Origin of the sequence: Rhodococcus sp. NPDC056516 (assembly GCF_042794655.1) — a bacterium.
Taxonomy (GTDB): domain Bacteria; phylum Actinomycetota; class Actinomycetes; order Mycobacteriales; family Mycobacteriaceae; genus Rhodococcus_F.
In genome coordinates this window covers 269750-290800 of record NZ_JBHTTG010000009.1, presented here as the reverse complement: position 1 = coordinate 290800, position 21051 = coordinate 269750, and the positions used below count along the sequence as shown (strand labels likewise).

General features: G+C 61.9%; 20 protein-coding genes. 11 read left to right on the top strand and 9 right to left on the bottom strand.

Annotated features, from left to right (window positions below; genetic code table 11):
- Window positions 1-12: 12 nt before the first annotated feature.
- The 7 genes from kstD to ACFQ6Y_RS26795 all read left to right on the top strand — a co-directional run bounded on the left by kstD (window position 13) and on the right by ACFQ6Y_RS26795 (window position 8810).
- Window positions 13-1737, top strand: a complete 1725-nt coding sequence (gene kstD, locus ACFQ6Y_RS26825; protein ID WP_378639310.1) for a 3-oxosteroid 1-dehydrogenase — start codon at window positions 13-15, stop codon at window positions 1735-1737.
- Window positions 1727-2584 carry a MaoC/PaaZ C-terminal domain-containing protein gene (locus tag ACFQ6Y_RS26820; RefSeq protein WP_378639305.1) on the top strand — a complete coding sequence of 286 codons (858 nt, stop codon included), beginning with the start codon at window positions 1727-1729 and terminating at the stop codon, window positions 2582-2584. The genes kstD and ACFQ6Y_RS26820 overlap by 11 nt, the downstream gene beginning before the upstream one ends.
- A gap of 69 nt (window positions 2585-2653) precedes the next feature.
- The gene (locus ACFQ6Y_RS26815) at window positions 2654-4417 is read left to right on the top strand and encodes a cholesterol oxidase substrate-binding domain-containing protein (RefSeq protein WP_378448248.1); all 1764 of its coding nucleotides are present in this window, start codon (window positions 2654-2656) and stop codon (window positions 4415-4417) included.
- 825 nt (window positions 4418-5242) lie between these two features.
- Entirely contained in the window at window positions 5243-5560 is a 318-nt protein-coding gene (locus ACFQ6Y_RS26810; protein ID WP_378639294.1) for a MerR family transcriptional regulator, read from the top strand.
- A gap of 133 nt (window positions 5561-5693) precedes the next feature.
- Window positions 5694-6881 carry a serine hydrolase domain-containing protein gene (locus ACFQ6Y_RS26805; RefSeq protein WP_378639290.1) on the top strand — a complete coding sequence of 396 codons (1188 nt, stop codon included), beginning with the start codon at window positions 5694-5696 and terminating at the stop codon, window positions 6879-6881.
- Window positions 6882-7117: 236 nt separating this feature from the next.
- The gene (locus ACFQ6Y_RS26800; protein WP_378639286.1) at window positions 7118-7906 is read left to right on the top strand and encodes a PE-PPE domain-containing protein; all 789 of its coding nucleotides are present in this window, start codon (window positions 7118-7120) and stop codon (window positions 7904-7906) included.
- 55 nt (window positions 7907-7961) lie between these two features.
- Window positions 7962-8810, top strand: a complete 849-nt coding sequence (locus ACFQ6Y_RS26795) for a sterol desaturase family protein (RefSeq protein WP_378639281.1) — start codon at window positions 7962-7964, stop codon at window positions 8808-8810.
- An 18-nt stretch (window positions 8811-8828) separates the two neighbouring features.
- Here the strand turns inward: ACFQ6Y_RS26795 and ACFQ6Y_RS26790 are convergent, their stop codons facing one another.
- The gene (locus tag ACFQ6Y_RS26790) at window positions 8829-10136 is read right to left on the bottom strand and encodes an FtsX-like permease family protein (RefSeq protein WP_378639277.1); all 1308 of its coding nucleotides are present in this window, start codon (window positions 10134-10136) and stop codon (window positions 8829-8831) included.
- Window positions 10133-10978 (bottom strand): ABC transporter ATP-binding protein, encoded by an 846-nt coding sequence (locus ACFQ6Y_RS26785; protein ID WP_378448240.1) that lies wholly within the window; start codon window positions 10976-10978, stop codon window positions 10133-10135. Before ACFQ6Y_RS26785 ends, ACFQ6Y_RS26790 begins: the two co-directional genes overlap by 4 nt.
- On the opposite strand from ACFQ6Y_RS26785, the gene ACFQ6Y_RS26780 reads away from it, so the two are divergent.
- Window positions 10953-11702 (top strand): helix-turn-helix domain-containing protein, encoded by a 750-nt coding sequence (locus ACFQ6Y_RS26780; RefSeq protein ID WP_378639274.1) that lies wholly within the window; start codon window positions 10953-10955, stop codon window positions 11700-11702. The two genes, ACFQ6Y_RS26785 and ACFQ6Y_RS26780, sit on opposite strands and share 26 nt — an antisense overlap.
- 26 nt (window positions 11703-11728) lie before the next feature.
- Here the strand turns inward: ACFQ6Y_RS26780 and zapE are convergent, their stop codons facing one another.
- On the bottom strand, window positions 11729-12676 hold the full coding sequence (gene zapE, locus ACFQ6Y_RS26775) for a cell division protein ZapE (protein ID WP_378639269.1): 948 nt from the start codon (window positions 12674-12676) through the stop codon (window positions 11729-11731).
- 127 nt (window positions 12677-12803) lie between these two features.
- Between zapE and ACFQ6Y_RS26770 the strand changes: the two genes are divergently transcribed.
- Entirely contained in the window at window positions 12804-13370 is a 567-nt protein-coding gene (locus ACFQ6Y_RS26770; protein ID WP_378448237.1) for a TetR/AcrR family transcriptional regulator, read from the top strand.
- Window positions 13371-13380: 10 nt separating this feature from the next.
- On the opposite strand, the gene ACFQ6Y_RS26765 is transcribed toward ACFQ6Y_RS26770, so the two are convergent.
- Window positions 13381-14541, bottom strand: a complete 1161-nt coding sequence (locus ACFQ6Y_RS26765; RefSeq protein WP_378639265.1) for a lipase family protein — start codon at window positions 14539-14541, stop codon at window positions 13381-13383.
- A 211-nt stretch (window positions 14542-14752) separates the two neighbouring features.
- Between ACFQ6Y_RS26765 and ACFQ6Y_RS26760 the strand changes: the two genes are divergently transcribed.
- Window positions 14753-15547: a putative protein N(5)-glutamine methyltransferase gene (locus ACFQ6Y_RS26760; protein WP_378639261.1), complete on the top strand. Its 795-nt coding sequence runs from the start codon at window positions 14753-14755 to the stop codon at window positions 15545-15547.
- An 11-nt stretch (window positions 15548-15558) separates the two neighbouring features.
- Here the strand turns inward: ACFQ6Y_RS26760 and ACFQ6Y_RS26755 are convergent, their stop codons facing one another.
- From ACFQ6Y_RS26755 to ACFQ6Y_RS26745, 3 genes are read right to left on the bottom strand one after another with little or no spacing between them, the layout of a single operon-like run.
- Window positions 15559-16170 (bottom strand): TetR/AcrR family transcriptional regulator, encoded by a 612-nt coding sequence (locus ACFQ6Y_RS26755; protein WP_378546415.1) that lies wholly within the window; start codon window positions 16168-16170, stop codon window positions 15559-15561.
- 30 nt (window positions 16171-16200) lie between these two features.
- Complete coding sequence (locus tag ACFQ6Y_RS26750; RefSeq protein WP_003945537.1) at window positions 16201-17001, bottom strand: ABC transporter permease; 801 nt, start codon at window positions 16999-17001, stop codon at window positions 16201-16203.
- Entirely contained in the window at window positions 16998-17954 is a 957-nt protein-coding gene (locus ACFQ6Y_RS26745; RefSeq protein ID WP_003945489.1) for a daunorubicin resistance protein DrrA family ABC transporter ATP-binding protein, read from the bottom strand. Before ACFQ6Y_RS26745 ends, ACFQ6Y_RS26750 begins: the two co-directional genes overlap by 4 nt.
- An 84-nt stretch (window positions 17955-18038) precedes the next feature.
- On the opposite strand from ACFQ6Y_RS26745, the gene ACFQ6Y_RS26740 reads away from it, so the two are divergent.
- A complete protein-coding gene (locus ACFQ6Y_RS26740) occupies window positions 18039-18626 on the top strand; it encodes an endo-1,3-alpha-glucanase family glycosylhydrolase (protein ID WP_378639256.1) in 588 nt (195 codons plus the stop codon).
- 30 nt (window positions 18627-18656) lie between these two features.
- On the opposite strand, the gene ACFQ6Y_RS26735 is transcribed toward ACFQ6Y_RS26740, so the two are convergent.
- Window positions 18657-20117 (bottom strand): MFS transporter, encoded by a 1461-nt coding sequence (locus ACFQ6Y_RS26735; protein WP_378639253.1) that lies wholly within the window; start codon window positions 20115-20117, stop codon window positions 18657-18659.
- Window positions 20114-20962, bottom strand: coding sequence for a mycofactocin-coupled SDR family oxidoreductase (locus ACFQ6Y_RS26730; protein ID WP_378546400.1), 849 nt, complete (start codon window positions 20960-20962; stop codon window positions 20114-20116). The genes ACFQ6Y_RS26735 and ACFQ6Y_RS26730 overlap by 4 nt, the downstream gene beginning before the upstream one ends.
- Between the last annotated feature and the right edge of the window lie 89 nt (window positions 20963-21051).

Here is a 21051-nt window from a genome sequence, read left to right as displayed (position 1 = left end):
AACGTGTTCTACATGAGCAAGCAGGAATACGACATCGTCGTCGTCGGCAGTGGTGCCGCAGGTATGACAGCGGCCTTGACCGCAGCCCACCAGGGCTTGAGTGTGGTCATCGTGGAGAAAGCCGCCCACTACGGCGGATCGACCGCCCGTTCCGGTGGTGGGGTCTGGATCCCCAACAACGAGGCACTTCAAGCGGACGGTGTCACCGATACACCGGAGGCCGCACGTTCCTACCTGCACAGCATCATCGGCGACGTTGTCGCTCCCGAACGCATCGACACCTATCTCGAGCGCGGTCCCGAGATGCTCTCGTTCGTGTTGAAGAACAGCCCGCTCGAGCTGCAGTGGGTTCCCGGCTACTCCGACTACTACCCGGAAGCACCCGGCGGACGCCTCGGTGGCCGCAGTGTCGAGCCCACCCCGTTCGACGGCAACAAGTTGGGCGCCGACCGCAAGAACCTCGAGCCCGACTACGTCAAGGCCCCCAAGAACTTCGTCATCACCCAGGCCGACTACAAGTGGCTCAACCTGCTGATGCGCAATCCTCGCGGACCCCTGCGCGCCATGAAGGTCGGCATGCGATTCCTCGCAGCGAAGGCCACCAAGAAGGATCTGCTGGTTCGCGGCCAGGCACTGGTCGCCGGTATTCGACTCGGACTTCAGTCCGCCGGAGTACCCATCCTGCTGAACACCCCGCTGACCTCCCTGTACACCGAAGACGGCGCAGTTCGCGGCGTCAACGTCATCGTCGACGGCGAGGAGCAGGTCATCCGCGCTCGCCACGGAGTCGTGTTGGGATCCGGCGGATTCGAGCACAACAAGGAAATGCGTGAGAAGTACCAGCGCGCACCTATCGGCACCGAATGGACCGTCGGCGCGAAGGCAAACACCGGTGACGGTATCCGCGCAGGCCAAGAAGTGGGCGCTGCAGTCGATTTCATGGACGACGCCTGGTGGGGCCCGTCCATTCCGCTGACCGGCGGACCGTGGTTCGCTCTCTCCGAGCGCACCCTCCCGGGCTGCATGATGGTCAACATGTCGGGCAAGCGCTTCGGCAACGAGGCGGCTCCGTACGTCGAGGCAACCCATGCGATGTACGGCGGTGAGTACGGTCAGGGCGAGGGCCCCGGCGAGAACATCCCGACGTGGATGATTCTCGATCAGCGCTACCGCAACCGCTACACGTTTGCCGGTATCACTCCCCGCTCCCCGTTCCCCGGCCGCTGGCTCAAGGCCGGCATCGTGGTCAAGGCGGGAACCATTGCCGAATTGGCCGAGAAGACAGGGCTTCCCGTCGCATCGCTGACCGAAACCGTGGAGCGGTTCAACGGCTTCGCGCGCAACGGCAAGGACGAGGACTTCGGACGCGGCGACAGTGGATACGACGCGTACTACGGCGATCCCCGACTGAAGAACCCCAGCCTCGCCGAGATCAGCAAGGCCCCGTTCTACGCCATTAAGATGGTTCCGGGCGACCTCGGCACCAAGGGTGGAATCTGCACCGACGTCAACGGCCGAGCACTACGCGAAGACGGAAGCGTCATCGACGGCCTCTACGCCGCGGGCAACGCGAGCGCTCCGGTCATGGGCCACACCTACGCCGGACCAGGCGCGACCATCGGTCCCGCAATGACTTTCGGCTACCTGGCCGTACTCGACATCGTCGAGCGTGCGAAGAATGCCGAGACAACCGAAGCACCTGCAGCTGAAAAGACGGCGGTCGACCATGCCAATTGATCCGAAGATCGCACTCGGCGCCGAGCTTGCGCCACAAGAGTTCTCGTGGACCCCGTCGGACGTGCAGCACTACCATTTGGCACTGGGAGCAGGTGCGCGTCCGCTCGATCCGAACGAACTGCGCTACCTCGACGACGAAAAGCCTCAGGTACTACCCACCTTCGCCACCGTCGCCGCCAATTTTCACGCCACCGAAGCGCCGAAGGTCTCGTTCCCCGGCGTCGAAATCGATCTGGCGAAGGTAGTACACGGAAGCCAGGAAGTCACTGTCCATCAGCCGATCCCGGCAAGCGGTAGTGGGCGCACCACCACGCGGATCGCCGAGATCTGGGACAAGGGCAAGGCCGCGGTGATCGTGCAGGAATCCGTCACGGTCGACGCCGACGGTAACCCGCTCTGGACTGCCCGCTCGTCGATTTTCGCCCGCGGAGAGGGTGGTTTCGGGGGTGAACGTGGTCCGTCGGAGTCGATTTCGCTTCCGGATCGGGAAGCAGATGAGACAGTGGTGACGCCTGTGCTTCCACAGCAGGCATTGCTGTATCGGATGTGCGGTGATCGGAATCCGTTGCACTCGGATCCGCAATTCGCCTCCGCGGCAGGCTTTCCAGCGCCTATCCTGCATGGACTGTGTACTTACGGAATGGTCTGCAAGACCGCAGTGGATACCATGCTCGACGGCGACAGCAGTCGGGTAGCCGGATTTCGGGCCCGCTTTGCCGGGGTCGTGTTTCCCGGCGAGAACTTGAGTATCCAGATCTGGAAAGACAATGGGCGACTCCTGATCTCAGCTTCTGTACTGGAGCGTGAAGCTCCTGCCCTGGCTGACGTAGTTCTCACTCTTGTCTGATACCACCCTGTCTGATACCCACCTGTTAGAACTCACCGTAGTTCTCGAACCCGATGGAGTAGCCCGAAGATGACGGCACAAGACGAAAAGTTCCGACTGTCCCGACGAGGTTTCATGGCCGCAGGAGCCGGTGCCGTGGCAGCGACCGCATTCGCCGGCTGGACGCCGGCCTATGCCGTCCCCGCCGGCTCTTCCGGCTCCGCGGGTGGCCCCGTCTCCACCCTCACCCCGCCGCCTGCCTTCCCCGAGGGCATCGCCCTCTACCAGCAGGCGTATCAGAACTGGTCCAAAGAGATCATGCTCGACGCGATCTGGACCTGTTCGCCCAAGACGCCCGAAGACGTAGTCCGCCTCGCCAACTGGGGCCATGCCAACGGCTACACCATCCGCCCCCGCGGTGCCATGCACGGTTGGACGCCGCTGACCATCGTCAACGGTGCGCCGATCGACAAGGTCATTCTCGCCGACACCACGGTCCATCTCACCGGCGTCTCCGTCAACGCGGGCGGTAGCCCGGCTACCGTCACCGCAGGACCCGGCGCGACCCTCGACGCCATCACCACGGCGCTGCAGGCGCAGGGACTCGGGTTCGCGAACCTGCCGGCACCTGGTGTGTTGACCATCGCCGGTTGCCTCGCCGTCGACGCTCACGGCGCAGCACTTCCCGCCGAAGGCGAAGCCCATGTTCCCGGACAGACTTTCGGCTCACTCTCCAACCTCGTCACGTCCCTGACCGCAGTGGTCTGGAACGGCAGCGAGTACGCGCTGAAGACGTATGCACGTAGCGACGCGGCGATCAAGCCGCTGCTGACTCACCTCGGACGCACCTTCCTCACCTCCGTCACCTTGCAGGCCGCCCCCAACTACCGCATGCGCTGTGTCAGCCACACCGACATCGGTTGGCAGGAACTCTTCGGTGCCCGCGGCGCTTCCGGACGTACCTTCGAGAAGTTCGTCCGCGAAAACGGTCGCGCAGAAGCAATCTGGTACCCCTTCACGGAACGTCCCTGGATGAAGGTGTGGTCACTTGCCCCCACCAAACCGCCGTTCGCGCGTGAGGTGACCGGGCCGTACAACTACATCTTCTCCGACAACCTTCCCGAACCTGTCACCGACATGATCGGCCAGATCAACGCCGGAAACCCGGGCATTGCACCGGCATTCGGGCAGATCATGTACGCCACCACCGTTGCCGGACTCGCCGCGACCTTCTCCAACGACCTGTGGGGATGGTCCAAGGACGTCCAGTTCTACATCCGGGCCACTACCCTGCGCCTGACCGAGGGCGGCGGAGCCGTCATCACCTCTCGCGCCAACATCGGCCAGGTCATCCACGACTTTACCCAGTGGTTCAACGGCCGCATGGAGTACTACCGCTCCATCGGACAGTTCCCCCTCAACGGCCCCGTCGAAATCCGCTGCTGCGGGCTCGATCAACCATCCGAGGTCGAGGTCGACTCGGCAGGCGCCCCCACCATCTCGGCCATGCGCCCCCGCCCCGACCATCCGGAATGGGACACCGCCATCTGGCTCAACGTCCTCGGCGTCCCCGGAACCCCCGGCATGTTCGCGTTCTACCGCGAAATGGAACAGTGGATGCGCAATCACTACAACAACAACGACGCCACCTTCCGCCCCGAGTGGTCCAAGGGCTGGGCGTTCGGCCCCGACAAGCCGTACACCGACACCCCGATCATCACCCAGGGCCTCCCCCAGACCTACCGCGAGGGCGTTCCCTCGAGCGACAACTGGGACACCGCCAACGCCGCCTACAACGCGTTGGATCCACACAAGGTCTTCAGCAACACCTTCCTGGACCAGTTGCTGCCTTGAGGTTCACGTACTGAGCGCACACTCTGACAATTCGACGGTCGTCGCCACTCCTCTGTTTCGGGAGTGCGGCGGCCGTCGTGCGTTGCGGCGAGCGGGATGAAGGAGTACCCCGCATCCCGACTGAGCATCCGACTCAATCGCGATCTGGATGCATCGCCTCGTGCATGCTTTCCACCGCCCGCGCGTGGGTCGAGAGCTCTGACCGAGCGGACCGAATCGAGCCACTACTGCTGCGTGCCCCCGGCTCGGACGACGCCGAGTCCTCCCCGTGGTTCGAGGTAACACCTGCGGGGTGCTCGGAGGTGCTGCTTTGCTCTTCCCTCTCCGCGCGGGCACGCAACAACGACTCCGACTTCGGGGTATTTCGCATCGGAACATTGTCCCAGATCCACCTCGTACGACTCACACCGCGCGCTCTCACCCCCAATAACCAGGTCGTTTCCGAACAGCAATACCTGGAAAGTTCGCAATAAAATATCTACAGTCGCCAGGGTAGACATTCTCACGAGGGTGTTGTATCTTTTTTCTCGTAGCAAGGAACGAATCGAGAGATGCGGGAGAGATGAACTACCCGCAAGCAGTACCGCAGGGCAGGGACGTGCCGGGGCCGAATTCGTGTGTGAGTGTGTAGTCGGACCCGGCACCCCCCTTCAAAGCGGCTACCGGATGTCTTGTGCGAGTCCGGAAGTTCGAAAGAATGCAGTTATGTAAGTAAGTTCAAACCCCATCCGGCCCCCGGCGCACCTCGCGCCGGGGGCCCCGTCCGTTAAGCGAAAGAAGCGAGCCATTTCGGCAGATACACCCCCGGGTGACCCGTCCGGCAGATTGGACGACGAAAACTACCCGGCATACAGCATGGGACACGCCGCCGAGATCCTCGGCGTCAGACAAGCTTTCCTTCGCAGCCTCGACGCCGCGAAACTGCTCACCCCGCAACGCTCCGAGGGCGGGCACCGCCGCTACTCCCGCTACCAGCTTCGCATCGCAGCCCGCGCGCACGACCTTGTAGCCAACGGCACGGCTCTCGACGCGGCTTGCCGCATCATCATCCTCGAAGACCAACTCACCGAAGCCCGTCGCATCAACGCAGAGCTTCAGCAAGCGCAGGACCTGCGAGAGGAACCGGACGCGGCACCCGAATGAGGACGCACTGGAAATAGCAGTTTCCCCTATACGGCCGATCTGATCCCCCCTCCTTTCAACTGCGGTAAATTCGGTCAATTGGGACATTGCTCGGCGTCGGTTGCTCGATTTCCGCATCGAAGGGATCGCAGGCATGACTTCCTCCCACCACCGCCCTCGGGTGCGGCTAGCTGCTCTCTCGATCGCCTTGACCATTGCCGTTGCAACCGCTGCGTGCAGTTCCGACGAGGGCTCCGCAACAAGCACGGGCAGCGCCTCTCCCAGCACCTCGAGCAGTCAGGAATCCACCCAGATCACGGATATCGTCCGCCGTCAGGTGGCCGACTTGGGCCTCAGTGCCGCTGTGTTCGGTGTGTGGCGGGGCGACGACGAAGTTGCTCTGGGCGCCGTCGGAGAGTCCCCTCTCGGAGTTCCGGCGACAACCGAGATGCAGTTGCGCGTCGGCCAACCGATGGAACCGATGCTCTCGACCGTCCTCCTGCAACTCGACGAAGAGGGAACGCTGCCACTCGATCAACCGATCGCGAAGTGGGAACCGAACTTTCCGCGCGCAGACACGATCACTCCGCGAATGCTGGCCAACAGCACGTCGGGAATCTCCGACTATGTGACCGATCCACAGTTCCTCAAACTCTTCACGGACAACCCGATGAAGGGCTGGACTGCTCAGGACATCCTGGATCTTGCCAACTCCCGCCCACCGCTGTTCGAACCCGGCACCAGTTGGGCGTACGCGCACAGCGACCTGACGCTGCTCGGCGACGTCATGGAGAAGGCGACCGGAAAGCCGCTGGGCGAACTACTTCAGCAACGCGTCTTCGATCCGCTCGGGATGGATGACAGCAGCGTCGTGCTCACGTCGCAGATGGACGAGCCGATCCTGCACGGCTACACCAATGAACGCGGAGTATTCGAAGACTCCACCTTCTGGAATCCGACGGCTTTCCTGCACAGCGGAAACATGAACGCGCCCGTCTCCGACATCGGAAAGTGGGTGCGCGCGCTAGGAACGGGAGAGTTACTCTCCGACAAGGCTTTCGATCAACAGATGGCGCCGACGACTGCGGGCCTGGGAAGTATGACGACGGACAAGTTCTTTTCCTTCGGGACCGGGCACCTCGACGGTTGGCTGGTGATGAACCCGTCGTACGGCGGTTACAACGGCCTTGCGCTCTACTACCCCGACTCGAAGACCACGATTGTCGTCTACGCGACTCTCGGGCCGACAACCAACGCGGATCTCAACAACGCCGTGCCGATGGGCAAGGCGATCGGAACCCTCCTCGAGCCGGATCACCCGCCGCAGGTCCCGACGCCGTGATGCGCCCCACACGCTGGTAGGAAACAGCGTCGGCCTGCAACTTCCTGTTTACGCACGGATTACCTCCAGGACTTATCGCCCCATCACCATTCTCTTCAGTACCGAACGAATCGCGTCGGACCGCGGGTTGTCTCGCCAGTGAACGAGAACGTAGATAGATGGGGACAGGCCCGATGAGGAAATACGCGATGTCAGTGGCATGCACGGTTGCAGTCACAGCGGGGGTGACTCTAGTGATGTCGGTACCTGCCGGAGCGGCTCCGAATGACGGCGGGTCGTGCCCGGCCGGTGCGGTATTCGCAGTTGGCGGGACGTGGGACCCGACGGGACAAACTACGCAACCCGTCACCGACCGTTACGTAGCCCAGGGGTACGCCTCCAAACCGGTGACCTACCCGGCGAGCTTCTGGCCGCTCGGCGATCAGACGTATGACCAGAGTGTTGCCGCGGGCGCCCAGACGCTGCGCAGCGAGGTCAACGCTTTTCACGCTCAGTGCCCCGGCAGCGAGATCGTCGTCACCGGGTACTCACAGGGTGCTCGGATTGCCGGCGACGTGCTCGGTGACATCGCGCGCGACGGATCCATTCCGCAGTCGCAAGTCGAAGGTGTGCTCTACGCCGACCCCCGCAACTCGGCCGGCGGCATCGAAACCGTAGTGCCCAATGTCGTTCCAGGAGCGACGATGTCCGGAGCACGCGGCGGATTCGGTGACATCGCAGTGCAGGAAGTCTGCATCGAGGGTGACGGCATCTGCAACATGCCCAAGCCCCGTGATGCCCCCGAGGTGTTCGTCGACTCGGTATTCGGATATTTCACGAAGCACAACACTTATACGCCGATGATGTCCGAGTCCGCTCCGCCGGCTCCCCCGGCATTGCCGCAGACGCCTTCGGTACCCCTGCAACCCGCTGACGTTGCCACTGCGATCGTGACGCGAGTCGTCGAGAACATCACTCCGTATCTGAGCGCTGCACTCGCCACCGTGCTGACGATGTCACGAGATACAGCTTGTTCGACTGACTGAAAGTCGACCGATTCGTACAAGTCGGGGGCCACCCGAGCCGTGCACGATCGAAAACATGCTCACGTTCATCGTCAGATACGGGTACGTCCCGTTCATGCTCTTGGGAATCAACGGAGCGGCAATTGCGCTCGCGGCATCCGGTGCGCCGAAATGGTCGCTGGTGGCGTTGATTCTCTTCGCCGTGGTCTGCTCTTTCGCGGCCGAACGGGCGCTTCCCTACGAATCTTCGTGGAATGCCCCGGGACCGGACAGGTTTCGCGACACGGTCCATGCGTTTGTCAACGAATCTCTCATCTTGGTCAGCGTCGCGGTTATCCCGTTGATGGCCGCGGTGATTCCGTTCGACGGGTTGTGGCCGAACGGTCTTCCGTTTGTCGTTCAGGTTGTGTTCGCAGTACTGGTTGCTGATTTCGGTATCACCGTCGCACATCTGATCAGCCACAAGGTTGGATGGTTGTGGCGTTTTCACGCGGTCCATCACAGCCTCGAACGGTTCTACGGCATGAACGGACTCATGAAACATCCCGTGCATCAGACTTTCGAAACCGCCGGTGGCGTCCTGCCGCTGATCCTTCTCGGGATGCCCGTCCCGGTTGCGTCGGCACTCGCGGTGTGTGTCGCTGTCCAACTCCTGCTTCAGCATTCGAATGCCGACTACCGCATCGGCCCCCTGCGTCCGATACTCGCCCTCAACGCCGGCCACCGATTCCATCACCTGAAGTGGGCTGGAATCGGCGACGTCAACTTCGGTTTGTTCACTTTCATCTGGGATCACCTGTTCCGTACCTACTCTTTCGATCCGGAAAAGCGATTCAGCAGTGACGATCTCGGAATGGCGGCCAAGCCCGACTACCCGGACGACTATCTCGGCCAGTTGGCCGAACCGTTCCGGAGACAGAACTGACGGCCGACCGGTGGGGATTCAGCCGGCTAGCACCCGTCGCATGACGGGCTTGGCTGCGAATGCACTGGCCAACACCAACGCGATCCCCACCGCCAGGGTGACGCCCAACTGAACCAGCGCCATCGGAGTGGTCAATACGGCTGCCCCTGCCAGTGGGAAGAGGAACAGCAGTGCAGCGCCGGCACCGGCCAGTGCCATCACCACCACGGGAGTGCGAACGTGCCTCATGCGGGCGCTGTCCATCACCTCGACAGGTGTGCCGGCCAAAGTCAGACTCCGATACAGCTCACGGTTGTCGAGGATCCCGGATACCTGGGTGAGAGCAGACGAGATGGCCGCCAACGTGAATGTTGCTCCGAGAGTGAACAACACCCCGGTTCTCATGTCCGCGAACAGGAACTCCTGCCCTGGCTGCAAATCCTGTCCCTCCCCGTTGCCTATCGCGGCGAGCAAAGAGGTTCCGGCGGCAACGAAGCTGGCCATCGTCACACCGCTGACCGTGCGCCACACAGCCTTCGGATTATCCAAGACCCGACGCGCTGCAATCAGCGAAGCACCGTCTTTGGCACATTTGAGCATGATCCGCCCAAGCAGCGAAATGACGAACGGACCGACCAACGCAACAACGCCGAAACAGACACCAAGGCCCACCAGGATTGCCGCGATGCTTGCCGCGGAGCCCCCGAATGCACTCCATCCCAACAGAACCCCGACGCCCGCAAGAGCAAAGATCATCTTCGGTGCGGCGCTGGGATTGCCCGCCGTGACGCCCAACGGGCTCACGAACACCTGGCGCATCCCGAGCATCGACGTCAAAGCAGCCAGGATGGTCATTCCGAATACGATGCCCACCAGCGGAAGTGCGCCTACCCAAAGCTCACTCCACTCGAAGGTCCGGCCTTGAAATCGCAAGAGGGCTACGAGTGGCAGCGCGAGGAAATACCCCAACACGCCGATCAACGCGCCGGCAAAACCCTGGATACCCGATTCCGCAGCGCACAGCGCGACAATCTGACGGGGCGTGGATCCGATGAGTCGCAGCGCCGCCAGGCGTTCGTCTCGACGACGGGCGCCCAAGCGGGCCGCCGCCAGACCGAGCGTGATTGCCGGGACGATCATCAACACGGAGGCAACCCCGGCGAGCGCGAGATATGCCTCTGACTCGGGTTCGCTCGATCGGCCCGCAAAGGCACCGTAGCCACCGAGAACCGTGAGCAACAGGGTGGTTGACGCAGCGAAGGCCGATACCGGGAGCGCGAAGGTACTCAACGCCTTTCTGCCTTCACCTCGCACCGTCAGCAGGGCGACACGCGCGGTGGCTTTCATGCCGCCACCTGTGTCCCGACGAGCGAGCCGGCCTGCATCATCATCGTACGATCACACCAGCGAGCAACTTCGGCGTCGTGAGTGACGACGACCAACGCCGAACCGATCTGTTGAGCCGAATCACGCAACACCCTCATCACTTCCCAGCTTGTCTGTGCGTCGAGCGCACCGGTCGGCTCGTCTGCAAACAGGACTGCGGGTTTGGTCACCAACGCTCGGGCAATCGCGACACGTTGGGATTGCCCACCCGACATCTGACCCGGGCGACGGTCCTGCAGTCCGTCCAGGCCCAAAGGCGCGAAGAAACCGTGCGCCGTCCGCTTGGCTTCCGCGATGGACAACCCGTTGAGCACCAAGGGCAAAGCGACGTTCTCGATCGCCGGAAGCTCGGGCAGCAGCTGACCCGATTGAAAGACGAAACCGTAGGATTCTCGCCGAAGTCGACTCCGATCGTTCTCCCCGAGGTTCTCGATATGCCTACCGCTCAACAGGATCGCGCCCGAATCAGGCTTCACGATTCCCGACATGCAGTGCAGCAGAGTCGACTTCCCCGATCCTGACGGACCCATGATCGCCGTGGCCGTGCCCGCACGGACTTCCAGCGACACACCGCGGAGCACTGGAACGTCGCCGTACGACTTGCCCAGCGAGTGGACCGACAGGACTGCGGGTGATTGTGCGTTGTTCATGAGTACAGCCTCTCGCGTACCCCTCGCATACACATCGGCCCAGCGCACGATCTTCGAACTCACCTCGGTCCTACCGGAGGATGACCGGACCCCGAGCTCTGTCAGGGTCGTCACTATCATCGCTGACATGACCTGGTCCGGCGCCGTCCACATGCAGCCCGGAATTCTCATGTTCACCGGCGCCGTCGGATCGGCGCACATGCATTCGCACGCCGCTGTTCAGATCATGATCGTCGACGACGGGGACGTCGAGGTCACCGACGGAGAGGGCCACAGTGAAGTCGTGGCTGCCGTGGTCATTCCGTCCGGGGCGGTCCACGCATTGTCCGCCACAGAGGGCGCGCGGGGGCGGGCGATCTATGTCGATTCCACCACCGGAATGGGCCGGCGCATCAGGCCGCCTGAATCCGACCACGGCGGTGTGCCCGAATGGTCAACTCGTGGACGGACTGCCGTAGCGATGACGGTCCGTGGCGTTGAGTCGGATCTGGAATACGCAGCGAGGCTCATCGATTCACTCTCCGAAAGCAAGCAGCCGTCGAGCGTACGCGCTCTTCACCCTGCTCTAGATCTTGCTCTGACGCTACTGCCCGAGCGAATCTCGGGCCCGATAACGCTGACGGACACCGCCGCGCTGGTCTCCATCTCACCCGGCCGATTGGGAAGAATCTTCAACGATCAACTGCAGATGAGCTTTTCGACCTACATTCGTTGGTTGCGGCTACGACGTGCCATGGAAGTGATGAGCAGTGGCGCAACCCTGACAACCAGTGCACACGAGGCCGGCTTCACCGACAGCGCCCATCTCAACCGTATCTGCCACAGTATGTTCGGGCTCACGCCCAGCGCCGCGACCGGTGATCTCACCTGGAATTGACGCTGGGCCTTAACTGACGCTGGGCCTCAACTGACGCTGTCCAGCTCCGACCGCGCCAGTAGCGACAGTCGGCTGTAGAGGCGCGCCAATCCGGAAACGCCCCGAAGACTGCCCGCAACGTCCTCCACACCGGCAGCGGCATACACCGTCAGTCGCGCATCGACGTCGTAGAGAACATCGACGACATTTCCGAAACGGCGAAGGGCAAATTCCGAAGCCTCGGCGAGCACCGGCACTCCGAAGATCACCCAGTCGCCGAAGCGGGCGGCGAGCTCGAGGTAGTCGGCGGCCGAGGTCGAACCGCCGCACAGCACGTCGAAGTCGAACCAGACGACGCCGTCTCGAATCGCCGAGCATGCCAATGTGCGTGTGCCGATCGTCAATTCGACGCCCTCGCCCGAAGGCCTCACGATTTCCGAGTCGACGAGGAATTCCCCTGTCGCAAACCGGTAGTCCCCGGCACTTGGTTGTCCCGCTGTCCGGTAGTCGACGGAGCCACCCAACTCGATCACCTCGAGCCTCTGCTCCATCAACTCGATGGACGGCACGAACTGTTCGTGAAAGAGCGGATTCGGAAGAAGCTCGGTCGGCGGGACATTGGACGTGGCAACAACAGTCACACCTTTCACGACGATCGTATCGAGAACCCTTGCCATGAACATCGCGTCGGCGACGTCGTCGATGTGGAACTCGTCGAAACAGAGCACGCGGATTCCGTCCACCACGTGGTCCAGCGCCGAACCCATCGATCCGAATTCATGCGCCCGGGCGTGCAGGTTTGCAAAGAACCGATGAAAGTGAATGCGCCGCTTGCCGACCGGGAGCTCGTCGTAGAACTCGTCCATGAGCATCGTCTTCCCGCGACCGACGCTTCCCCAGAGATAGATCCCACCCCCGACCTCACCGTCGGAGATACGAACCCGCAGTGCATCGAGGGCTTCACGTGCCGCCAACTGCTCTTCGTCCAGTAACATGAGGCTCCTCTACATCTGTAGAGTCGAGGCTAGTGATCGAAGGCAAATCGAGTCAATGTGACCCTCACGACGCACCATCAGCAACATTCAACTCCGGCAGCATGCAACATCGACAGCAAGGAACGACATGAAGCCCGATCGCAGAGCCCTCATCGCGGCATCCGCCGTCACGATCATCGCCGAGCAGGGCCCGCGTGCACTCACCCATCGGGCGGTTGATCAGTCCCTGGAACTTCCTGCCGGTTCGACGTCGTACTATTTCCGCACTCGCGAGGCACTTCTCGAAGCAACTGCATTGCACATCGTGCACCGGTCACGTTCGACTTTCGACGAACTCCGAGAAGGGCCCGGAAATCCTGCCGCCCTGACGGCCGAGTATCTCGACGATCTTCTCTCGCACCGCAGAAACGAATTGATCGCTCGATACGCACTGCTCGTGGAAACTCCCCGAGATTCGGCATTGCACCAACTCCTCGAAGGCAGCCTGTTTTCACAGGAGAAGGCAAGACCTATCTTCGACACCATTGGCGTTGACGATCCTGACGTCGCCGCCGCAAATTTCCTGAGCCTTCTGGAGGGCTTGATCTTCGACTACTGCCTCGGAGCACGTAGCCGAGATCCTCGCTCCTCCGAAACCGTTCGGCAACTTCGGATCCCGATCGACATCTTTCTGCGCGGAGTTGGCGCCACCTGAAAGACAGTGGTCAGCAGAGGCTTCCGGTGCAGGGCCTTTGACCAGAGAACAGTGCCGCGACAAACGGGGTGCTATCTGGAACCGAAGCCGGAACGGTTCCCAGGTGATCCGTGGGATAGGTATGGAATGCAAAGTCCACGCCGTTGGCAGCAAGGTCAGCAGCAAACTTCAAAGTCAGTGGCGCCGGAACATCGATGTCCGAGAGTCCCTGACCTATGAAGAACGGGCGGTCGTATCCTGCGGTCGGCACAGTGAGCAGCTCGCGCGCAGCGTCCATGAACGTCGGATTGTCCAGCGACTTCGACAGCACCTGACCGAGCGTGACGGTTCCGTATTTGGTGCGCGCCTCGGTGTAACACATGTTGTTCTCGACGTCGTCGAGGATGGTCTTGCCGAGCGGGGTCAGATACGAGTCGATGTCGATGTCCGGACGCGAAGCACGCAATCCGTCAAGAACATTCGCAATGTAGACCGTCGTACCCTTGAGTGGAAGTGCCGGGAAAGCGGGGCCACCGAGCGGTAGAAGATTTTCGATGTTCGAGGGGACACCAGTGGCGACAGCGCCGCGGTAGTCCAACTCCGGCGCGTAATCGGTGGCAAGAGAAGCAGTGAACATAGTCGCCTGTCCACCCTGTGACTGCCCCATCGCTACCCAGGCGCTCGACAGGTCGTCGTCGACCGCACGAGCGGCACGCACCATGTCGACAACGCTGTGCGCAGCGGAACGACCGTCGAGATACGGATGAACACCGGGTGTTCCGAGCCCCACGTAGTCGGTGGTCACGACCGCGTATCCCTGCTCCAGCCAATGCCCGAGATGCGTCGCGGTCCGCTCGAGCGGAACGCTACTGCTCGGCGCACACTGATCCGCGACACCCACCGTTCCGTGCGCGTAGGAAATGACTGGCCAACCACCCTCGGGCGGAGCCCCCTCGGGGCGGTACACCACACCGGTACTCGTCATCGGCGCATCCTTCGGGCCCGTCGACCAGTACGTCACCTTTGTTGCGCTCACAGCGCCGGGGATCACCCGATCGGGGCCGAGCGGCTCGTGGCTCACCACGGAGCCCGGAAGATCATTCTCTTCCGCCGCGGCCGGCACTGTGACGGTCAACGCCACCAATGCGCTCGCGCCCAATCCGACGAGTGTCCTACACAGTCGCTTGCTCACGTGCCTTCTCCTACCGATTGCGTTGACAGTGCCGTATGTGGTGATCAGCCCCACATCAGCCGATCGAGTTCAGACCCTAGAACAGCCCTACCAATTGGTCAACCTAGATTCCCGCTGCACATTCCCCGTCGTCACGCGCCTGCTCCGGTAGGGTGGCGGTGTTCTATACATGCAGGTCCCCCGCGAGATCAGGAGGCCGAAAGGCTCTCTCATGTCAGCGCCTGATCTCCCGACCTCTCCCCATTCGCAGCAGAATTCGGTGGCCGCGATCCTCCGGGCAGCAGGTTGCGTGTTCGCCGAGGACGAAGCTCGCTTACTCCTCCACGCCGCACGCTCGCGCGACGAACTCGACGCGATGATCGATCGACGAGTTGCCGGCGAGCCCCTCGAGCCTGTCATCGGGTGGGCCGAATTTTGCGGATTGCGCATCCACATCGACCCTGGAGTATTCGTCCCCCGCCGACGCACCGAGCTCCTCGCTCGACAGGCCTGCACACTCGTCGACTCGGGAAGCGTCGTCATCGACATGTGTTGTGGTTCAGGAGCTGTCGGGGCTGTTGTGCAGGCGAAGATCGATACTGTCGATCTCTACGCGGTAGACATCGAACCGGCAGCGATTCGGTGCGCTCGCCAGAACATCGCACCGCCCGAGCGTGTACTCGAAGGCGATCTGTACGGCCCACTGCCGACGAAGTTACGAGGTCATGTTGACGTCGTCGTTGCCAATGCGCCCTACGTCCCCACCGATTCAATCCGACTCATGCCGCCCGAAGCGCGACTTCACGAACCGCGAGTCTCGTTGGACGGCGGCCCCGACGGCCTGGACCTCCAGCGCCGCATCATCGCCGATGCTGCGCCGTGGCTACGACCGGGCGGCCATCTACTCGTCGAGACGAGCACGGAGCAGGTCGAGATGACCGTCGAAACATTCACTCGGGGAGGGTTTCTCACTCGGGTGGCAGCCTACAATGAAACCGCATCAACCGTGGTGATCGGTCAGCGTTGACGGCGATCGAATCATGAAGGCACAGACCAGTTCCGAGCGTGGGCGGCAAAGCCGTCGACAAAAAGCCCGAACGCGCGATCGACGCGAGCCCGGTCCCCCGTGGCCAGAAGATCCATCGACAAACCCCGCATTTGCGAAAGCAACAAGGTAGCGACCGACGAAACATCCTCCTCGGGACAGCCCGCTTGCCGTAGTCCGGTTTCCAGAGCTTCGATCCAATCGCCCACGAAACGGTCCAAAAACCGTCCGTAGCGTTCGCGATCGCCGAGCGCGAGGGCGTAGATCTCGACCATCACTCGGAATCGGGGCAGGACCTCCGGTGTCGTACGTTCGGTCCACCACGCGGTCAGCACTGTCGCCGGATCGATCCCCGCTTCCATCGGGACCGCAAACGGAATGGACTCGCTACGCATGTTCTCGATTACCTCGGAGAGCAGATTCTCCTTGCTCTCGAAATGGTTGAGCAACGACGCATGCGACACACCTACGGCTTTGGCGAGCTGCCTCACCGTCAGTTCCCCGACACCGTTGTCGATGACATACCGGGTCAATGCGTCGAGCAACTCCTCACGTCGCCCGGCGTATCTCAGGCTGCGTTTGTCGATGCGTTCAGACTCCGGCACATACCTACCCTACCGGCCGGAACCACCAGGTCAGCGGCTGACTGCCTTCTGATAGCGACGAATAGCGAACGGTACGAAGACGATCAGCAAACCGAAAGTCCACAACAACGACGCGATGACCGGGTTCTGCAGCGGCCACGCATCCGGAACCGTCATCGCAGGATTGGTATTGCCGAACAATTCACGCACCGCCTGAGTAACCGCCGACACCGGATTCCATTCGGCGATCACTTTGAGCGGGCCGGGAAGATTGGTGGTCTCGACAAAAGTGTTCGCGATGAACGACAGCGGAAAGATGACGATGAAGCTCGCGTTGTTGAATACCTCCGGTGTCCGGATCCAAAGCCCGACAACAGCCATGACCCACGACAACGCGTACGCGAAGAACAGAAGCAGCGCATAACCCGCCACCGCTTCGAGGAAACTGGAGTGAATCCGCCACCCGACCAGAAGACCGGTCAACGACATGACCACCAAACTGATGACGTTGATCAACACGTCACTCGATGTTCGGCCGGTCAGCACGGCAGACGGAGCCATGGGCAGCGATCGAAATCTGTCGATGATTCCTTTCTGAATGTCTTCGACCATCCCCAAACCAGTCCAGGTAGCACCGAATATGACCGTCTGCGTGAAGATTCCGGCGATCAGGAATTCTCGATACGACGTGCCCGGGACGGAGATCGCACTGCCGAACACATACGCGAACAAGAGCACGAACATGATTGGCGACAAAGTGGTGAACACCAGCAGATCCGGAACGCGCTTGATCTTGATCAAGTTTCGCCTGGCGATGGTCAAACCGTCTTCGAGCGCCATCTGCACGGTCATTTCTGATCCTCCAGTTCAGCCTGGTGCCCGGTCAGTGTGAGGAAGACATCGTCGAGAGTGGGTCTGCGCAGGCCGACGTCGAATACGCGGATGCCTCGTGCCGACAGAAGATTCAGCGCCGCGACCAACGCGTCGGTGCCGTCGTCGACAGGAACGGTGACGCGACGGACATTCTCTTGAACCTGAATGTCCCCCACGGCAAGCGAGCGCAATTCCTCGCGGACGATGTCGAGATGCTCGACCTCGTGCACACTCAGTTCAATGCGCTCACCCCCGACCCGCGCCTTCAACTGGTCTGCAGTACCGCGCGCGATGACCGAGCCGCGGTCGATGACGGCGATCTGGTCGGCCAACCTCTCGGCTTCCTCCATGTATTGCGTCGTGAGCAACAGCGTGGTCCCCTGAGCCACCAACCCTTCGATGACGTCCCAGAGACCGAGTCGCGCCCGAGGATCGAGGCCGGTGGTCGGCTCGTCGAGAAACAACACCTGCGGCCGAGCAACCAATGCGCCGGCGAGATCGAGACGTCGCCGCATTCCGCCGGAATAGCCCTTGACCGGCCGATCTCCAGCCTCGACGAGATCGAACTGCTCGAGCAATTCACGCGCTCGGGCCTTACTGCTTCGGGCGCCGAGGTGATACAGCCGCCCGACCATGTCCAGATTCTCGTAGCCCGTCAGGTACTCGTCGACCGCGGCGTACTGACCCGAAGCACCGATCTTGGATCGCAACGCCCGCGCATCCTCGACCACGTCCAGCCCGGCAACCTTGGCGCGTCCACCGTCCGGAATGAGCAGCGTCGTGAATATCCTTACCGCAGTGGTTTTTCCGGCGCCGTTGGGTCCCAACAAAGCCATCACCGAACCCTCGCGCACTTCCAGGTCGATGCCGTCCAATGCCGTGACGTCGCCGTACTTCTTGACCAGCCCCTCGGCCACAATCGCTTCGGTCATGAGCCCTCCCGCATCGGTAATCCGTCGGTAGTCCGTTCCCCAGTGTGACCCAGGAGGCCGACACATTCCAGGAAATTTCGTCAGTTGACGGGCCGCAATCACCTCGCCGGTTTCGCCGAGGCACAGAATTCACAGAATCTGCAGAACATGTGGCAGATCGCGATTGCGTCCAACAGCGAATGGGTACAGCTCGTCACCTGGAACGACTACAGCGAGGGAACGTCGTTCGCGCCCAGTGCCGGTCATGGACGCGCGTTGCTCGACATGAGTTCCTACGGGTTGTACAGCTTCCGCACCGGCGCCTCACCCGCGATAGTTCGCGACACCGCCTATCTCATCTATCGCAATCAGTCGGTCTCCGCGGTCCCCACCAACCGTTCTGCCGCCCCTATGACACTGCGCCAATGGTCATCTCCCGCTCGCGATACCGTTGAGGTTCTCACCTTCTTGACGGCTCCCGCAGTCGTCAAAGTAACGATCGGAACCACAACAACCACCTGCAATGCTCCGGCCGGGATGAGCAGCTGCATCGCACCGTTGAAGGTAGGCGCTGTCAAAGCCACAGTCGTTCGCGGCTCGACCGAGGTGTCCCGGGTGAGTTCTCACGCTGCGGTAACGGCCACACCGTACAACCAGAATCTCGAGTACCTGGTCGATTCCAGTAGGAGATAGCGGTGACGAGGATCGGGTGAGTCCCTCGGCTCACCCGATCCTCGTTACGCCGTCGGTTTCTGCTGCAGTAGGCAACTCGGACACAGATACCGCACCCGTCCGATCCACTCTCACTGCCAACGTCACGGCTGCGGCCAATGCCGATACACCCGCTCCGATCCAGTACAAAACCGCGAACGAATGCAGGGTCGGTACAGCGGTCGCACCGATCACCACCGTCGAACTGGCCAATACCGCTGCCGCAACAGCGCTTCCGGTGGAGGTACCGACCGAGCGGAGCAAGCTGTTGAATCCGTTGGCCGACGCAGTCTGATGGATCGGTGCAGATTCGGTGATCAGCGTCGGCATGGCTGCCAGGGAAAATGCAACACCGGCGGACACCACGGCAGCGCCGATCACGATATTGACCAACGTCGGCGTCAACAGCACACGCAAGACGTATCCGATTGCAATGACGATCGCACCTGACGCCAACGTGGCCTTCGCTCCCCATCGCCTCGTCACCTTCGACGACACCGGCGCCAACCCGATCATCAGAACTCCGCCCGGCATCATCGCCAATCCCGCTTCGGCGGCTGAGAGTCCGAGACCGTCAGCCGACGCCAGGGGCAACTGAAGTTCCTGCGTTGCCGCCAATGCACTGATGAACATGGCAAATCCGAGTAACACCGCGCAGACGTTCGAGACGAGAATCGGGGCGCGAAGGGAAGTCCGCAGATCTACCAACGGTGCCGGCGTGTGCAGTTCCCACGGAATCCATCCACAGAGCAAGACAACTCCGGACGCGAGCAGAACGAGAATCTGGAGGCTTCCCCAGCCCCATTCGGTTCCCTTCGAAACGGCCAGCAGCAGTGCAGTCATGGCGAATGTGAGGACTGCGGCTCCCAGAAAGTCGAAGCGTCCTCGACTTTTCACAGCCGATTCCGGCACCACCAGCGGCAAGACGACTACCAGTACAACCCCGAACCCGCCGGTGACCCAGAAAAGCGCGGATAATCCCCAATGCGCCGAGATCACCCCCGCCATCGGCATGCCGAACATTCCGCCGATACCCAGCGTTGCGCTCATGAGAGCAACTGCACCACTGAGCTTTTCCGGGGAAAGGACATCGCGCATGATGCTGATTCCGACGGGCAGAAGCGCCGTCGCGAAGCCCTGCAACGAGCGACCGAGGATCAGTAGCCAGAAACTCTGGCTGAGCGCAGCAACCACGCAGCCGACGATCATCACGGCAAGACAGACGAGCATCATCGCGCGCTTGCCGAACATGTCGGCGAGTCGGCCGATGAGAGGGGTCGCGACGGCACCGGTCAGCAGTGTCGAGGTCACCAGCCAGGAAGCGGTGGACGACGATACTCCCGATGCCGTCGCGAACGCAGGCAGGACCGGCACCACCAAGGTCTGTTGCAGCGCGACCACCACACCGCTCAGACTCAGGACGCCGACGACCCACCCGGTCCGCGCTTTCGCGCGAACAGTCTTGTCCGTCAAGCGTTCGAGCGAGCGGCTACTCCGGCGTCGACAGGAACCACGATGCCACTCATGTGGGCACTCGCGTCTGCGGCGAGGAACAGGACGACTCGGGTGACCTCGAAGGGATCCAGCCAACCGATCGGCTGCGCGTGCAAGGTTGCGTACACAGGTTCGACGTCGTCTGCCGTAGGCGATTCCAGGTCCGGCCGCATCATTGCGTACATCATGTCGTTGTGAATCATCGGCGTCGAGATATTGCCCGGTGCAATAGCATTCACGGTCACACCCGAGTTGGCCAGTTCGAGTGACACACTCTTCGTCAAACCGATGACGCCCCACTTGGAGGCGCCGTACGCCGCCATCTGGGTGCCACCGGATCGACCCATCATCGAGGAGATCGTGATGATGCGACCGTAACCACGTTCCGCCATCCCGCCCGACACTGCTGCCACGGTATTGAACACACCGGTCAGGTTCGACGAGATGACCTCGTTCCACTGTGCCGACGTCATCGACGTGATCGGAGCGGGCACGGACACGCCGGCGTTCGCGACGGCGATGTCGACATGGCCGAACTCGGCTTCAGCGCGGGCAACCAGCGCATCCATCGCCTCCCGATCGGCTGTGTCAGCCTTAACGGCAATACACCGGCGGCCCGTGGCTTCCACCAACCGAACGGTTTCCTTCAGGTCCTCCTCAGTTGCGAGGGGGTAGGCGACGACATCACTGTTCTCGCACCGATCGCAGATCACGATGTCGGCGCCACGCTCCGCGAATGCGATAGCGTGGGCGCGCCCCTGACCGCGTGCGGCACCGGTGATCAGTGCAACTTTTCCTTCGAAGCTGCCTTCGAGGCTGTTCATGCCGTCTCCTAGTTCGTCGTATGCCAGCGTGCGCTGTACTGCATGCGTACTCCGAACCCACCCGAAAGAAACAGTCGATCCCGGACAGC

What these genes read in the sequence shown, in the direction of transcription:
- kstD (WP_378639310.1), top strand. Translation starts at nt 13, where the DNA reads ATGAGCAAGCAGGAATACGACATCGTCGTCGTCGGCAGTGGTGCCGCA.
- ACFQ6Y_RS26820 (WP_378639305.1), top strand. Translation starts at nt 1,727, where the DNA reads ATGCCAATTGATCCGAAGATCGCACTCGGCGCCGAGCTTGCGCCACAA.
- ACFQ6Y_RS26815 (WP_378448248.1), top strand. Translation starts at nt 2,654, where the DNA reads ATGACGGCACAAGACGAAAAGTTCCGACTGTCCCGACGAGGTTTCATG.
- ACFQ6Y_RS26805 (WP_378639290.1), top strand. Translation starts at nt 5,694, where the DNA reads ATGACTTCCTCCCACCACCGCCCTCGGGTGCGGCTAGCTGCTCTCTCG.
- ACFQ6Y_RS26800 (WP_378639286.1), top strand. Translation starts at nt 7,118, where the DNA reads ATGTCGGTACCTGCCGGAGCGGCTCCGAATGACGGCGGGTCGTGCCCG.
- ACFQ6Y_RS26795 (WP_378639281.1), top strand. Translation starts at nt 7,962, where the DNA reads ATGCTCACGTTCATCGTCAGATACGGGTACGTCCCGTTCATGCTCTTG.
- ACFQ6Y_RS26790 (WP_378639277.1), bottom strand. Translation starts at nt 10,136, where the DNA reads ATGAAAGCCACCGCGCGTGTCGCCCTGCTGACGGTGCGAGGTGAAGGC.
- ACFQ6Y_RS26780 (WP_378639274.1), top strand. Translation starts at nt 10,953, where the DNA reads ATGACCTGGTCCGGCGCCGTCCACATGCAGCCCGGAATTCTCATGTTC.
- ACFQ6Y_RS26785 (WP_378448240.1), bottom strand. Translation starts at nt 10,978, where the DNA reads ATGTGGACGGCGCCGGACCAGGTCATGTCAGCGATGATAGTGACGACC.
- zapE (WP_378639269.1), bottom strand. Translation starts at nt 12,676, where the DNA reads ATGTTACTGGACGAAGAGCAGTTGGCGGCACGTGAAGCCCTCGATGCA.
- ACFQ6Y_RS26770 (WP_378448237.1), top strand. Translation starts at nt 12,804, where the DNA reads ATGAAGCCCGATCGCAGAGCCCTCATCGCGGCATCCGCCGTCACGATC.
- ACFQ6Y_RS26760 (WP_378639261.1), top strand. Translation starts at nt 14,753, where the DNA reads ATGTCAGCGCCTGATCTCCCGACCTCTCCCCATTCGCAGCAGAATTCG.
- ACFQ6Y_RS26750 (WP_003945537.1), bottom strand. Translation starts at nt 17,001, where the DNA reads ATGACCGTGCAGATGGCGCTCGAAGACGGTTTGACCATCGCCAGGCGA.
- ACFQ6Y_RS26745 (WP_003945489.1), bottom strand. Translation starts at nt 17,954, where the DNA reads ATGACCGAAGCGATTGTGGCCGAGGGGCTGGTCAAGAAGTACGGCGAC.
- ACFQ6Y_RS26730 (WP_378546400.1), bottom strand. Translation starts at nt 20,962, where the DNA reads ATGAACAGCCTCGAAGGCAGCTTCGAAGGAAAAGTTGCACTGATCACC.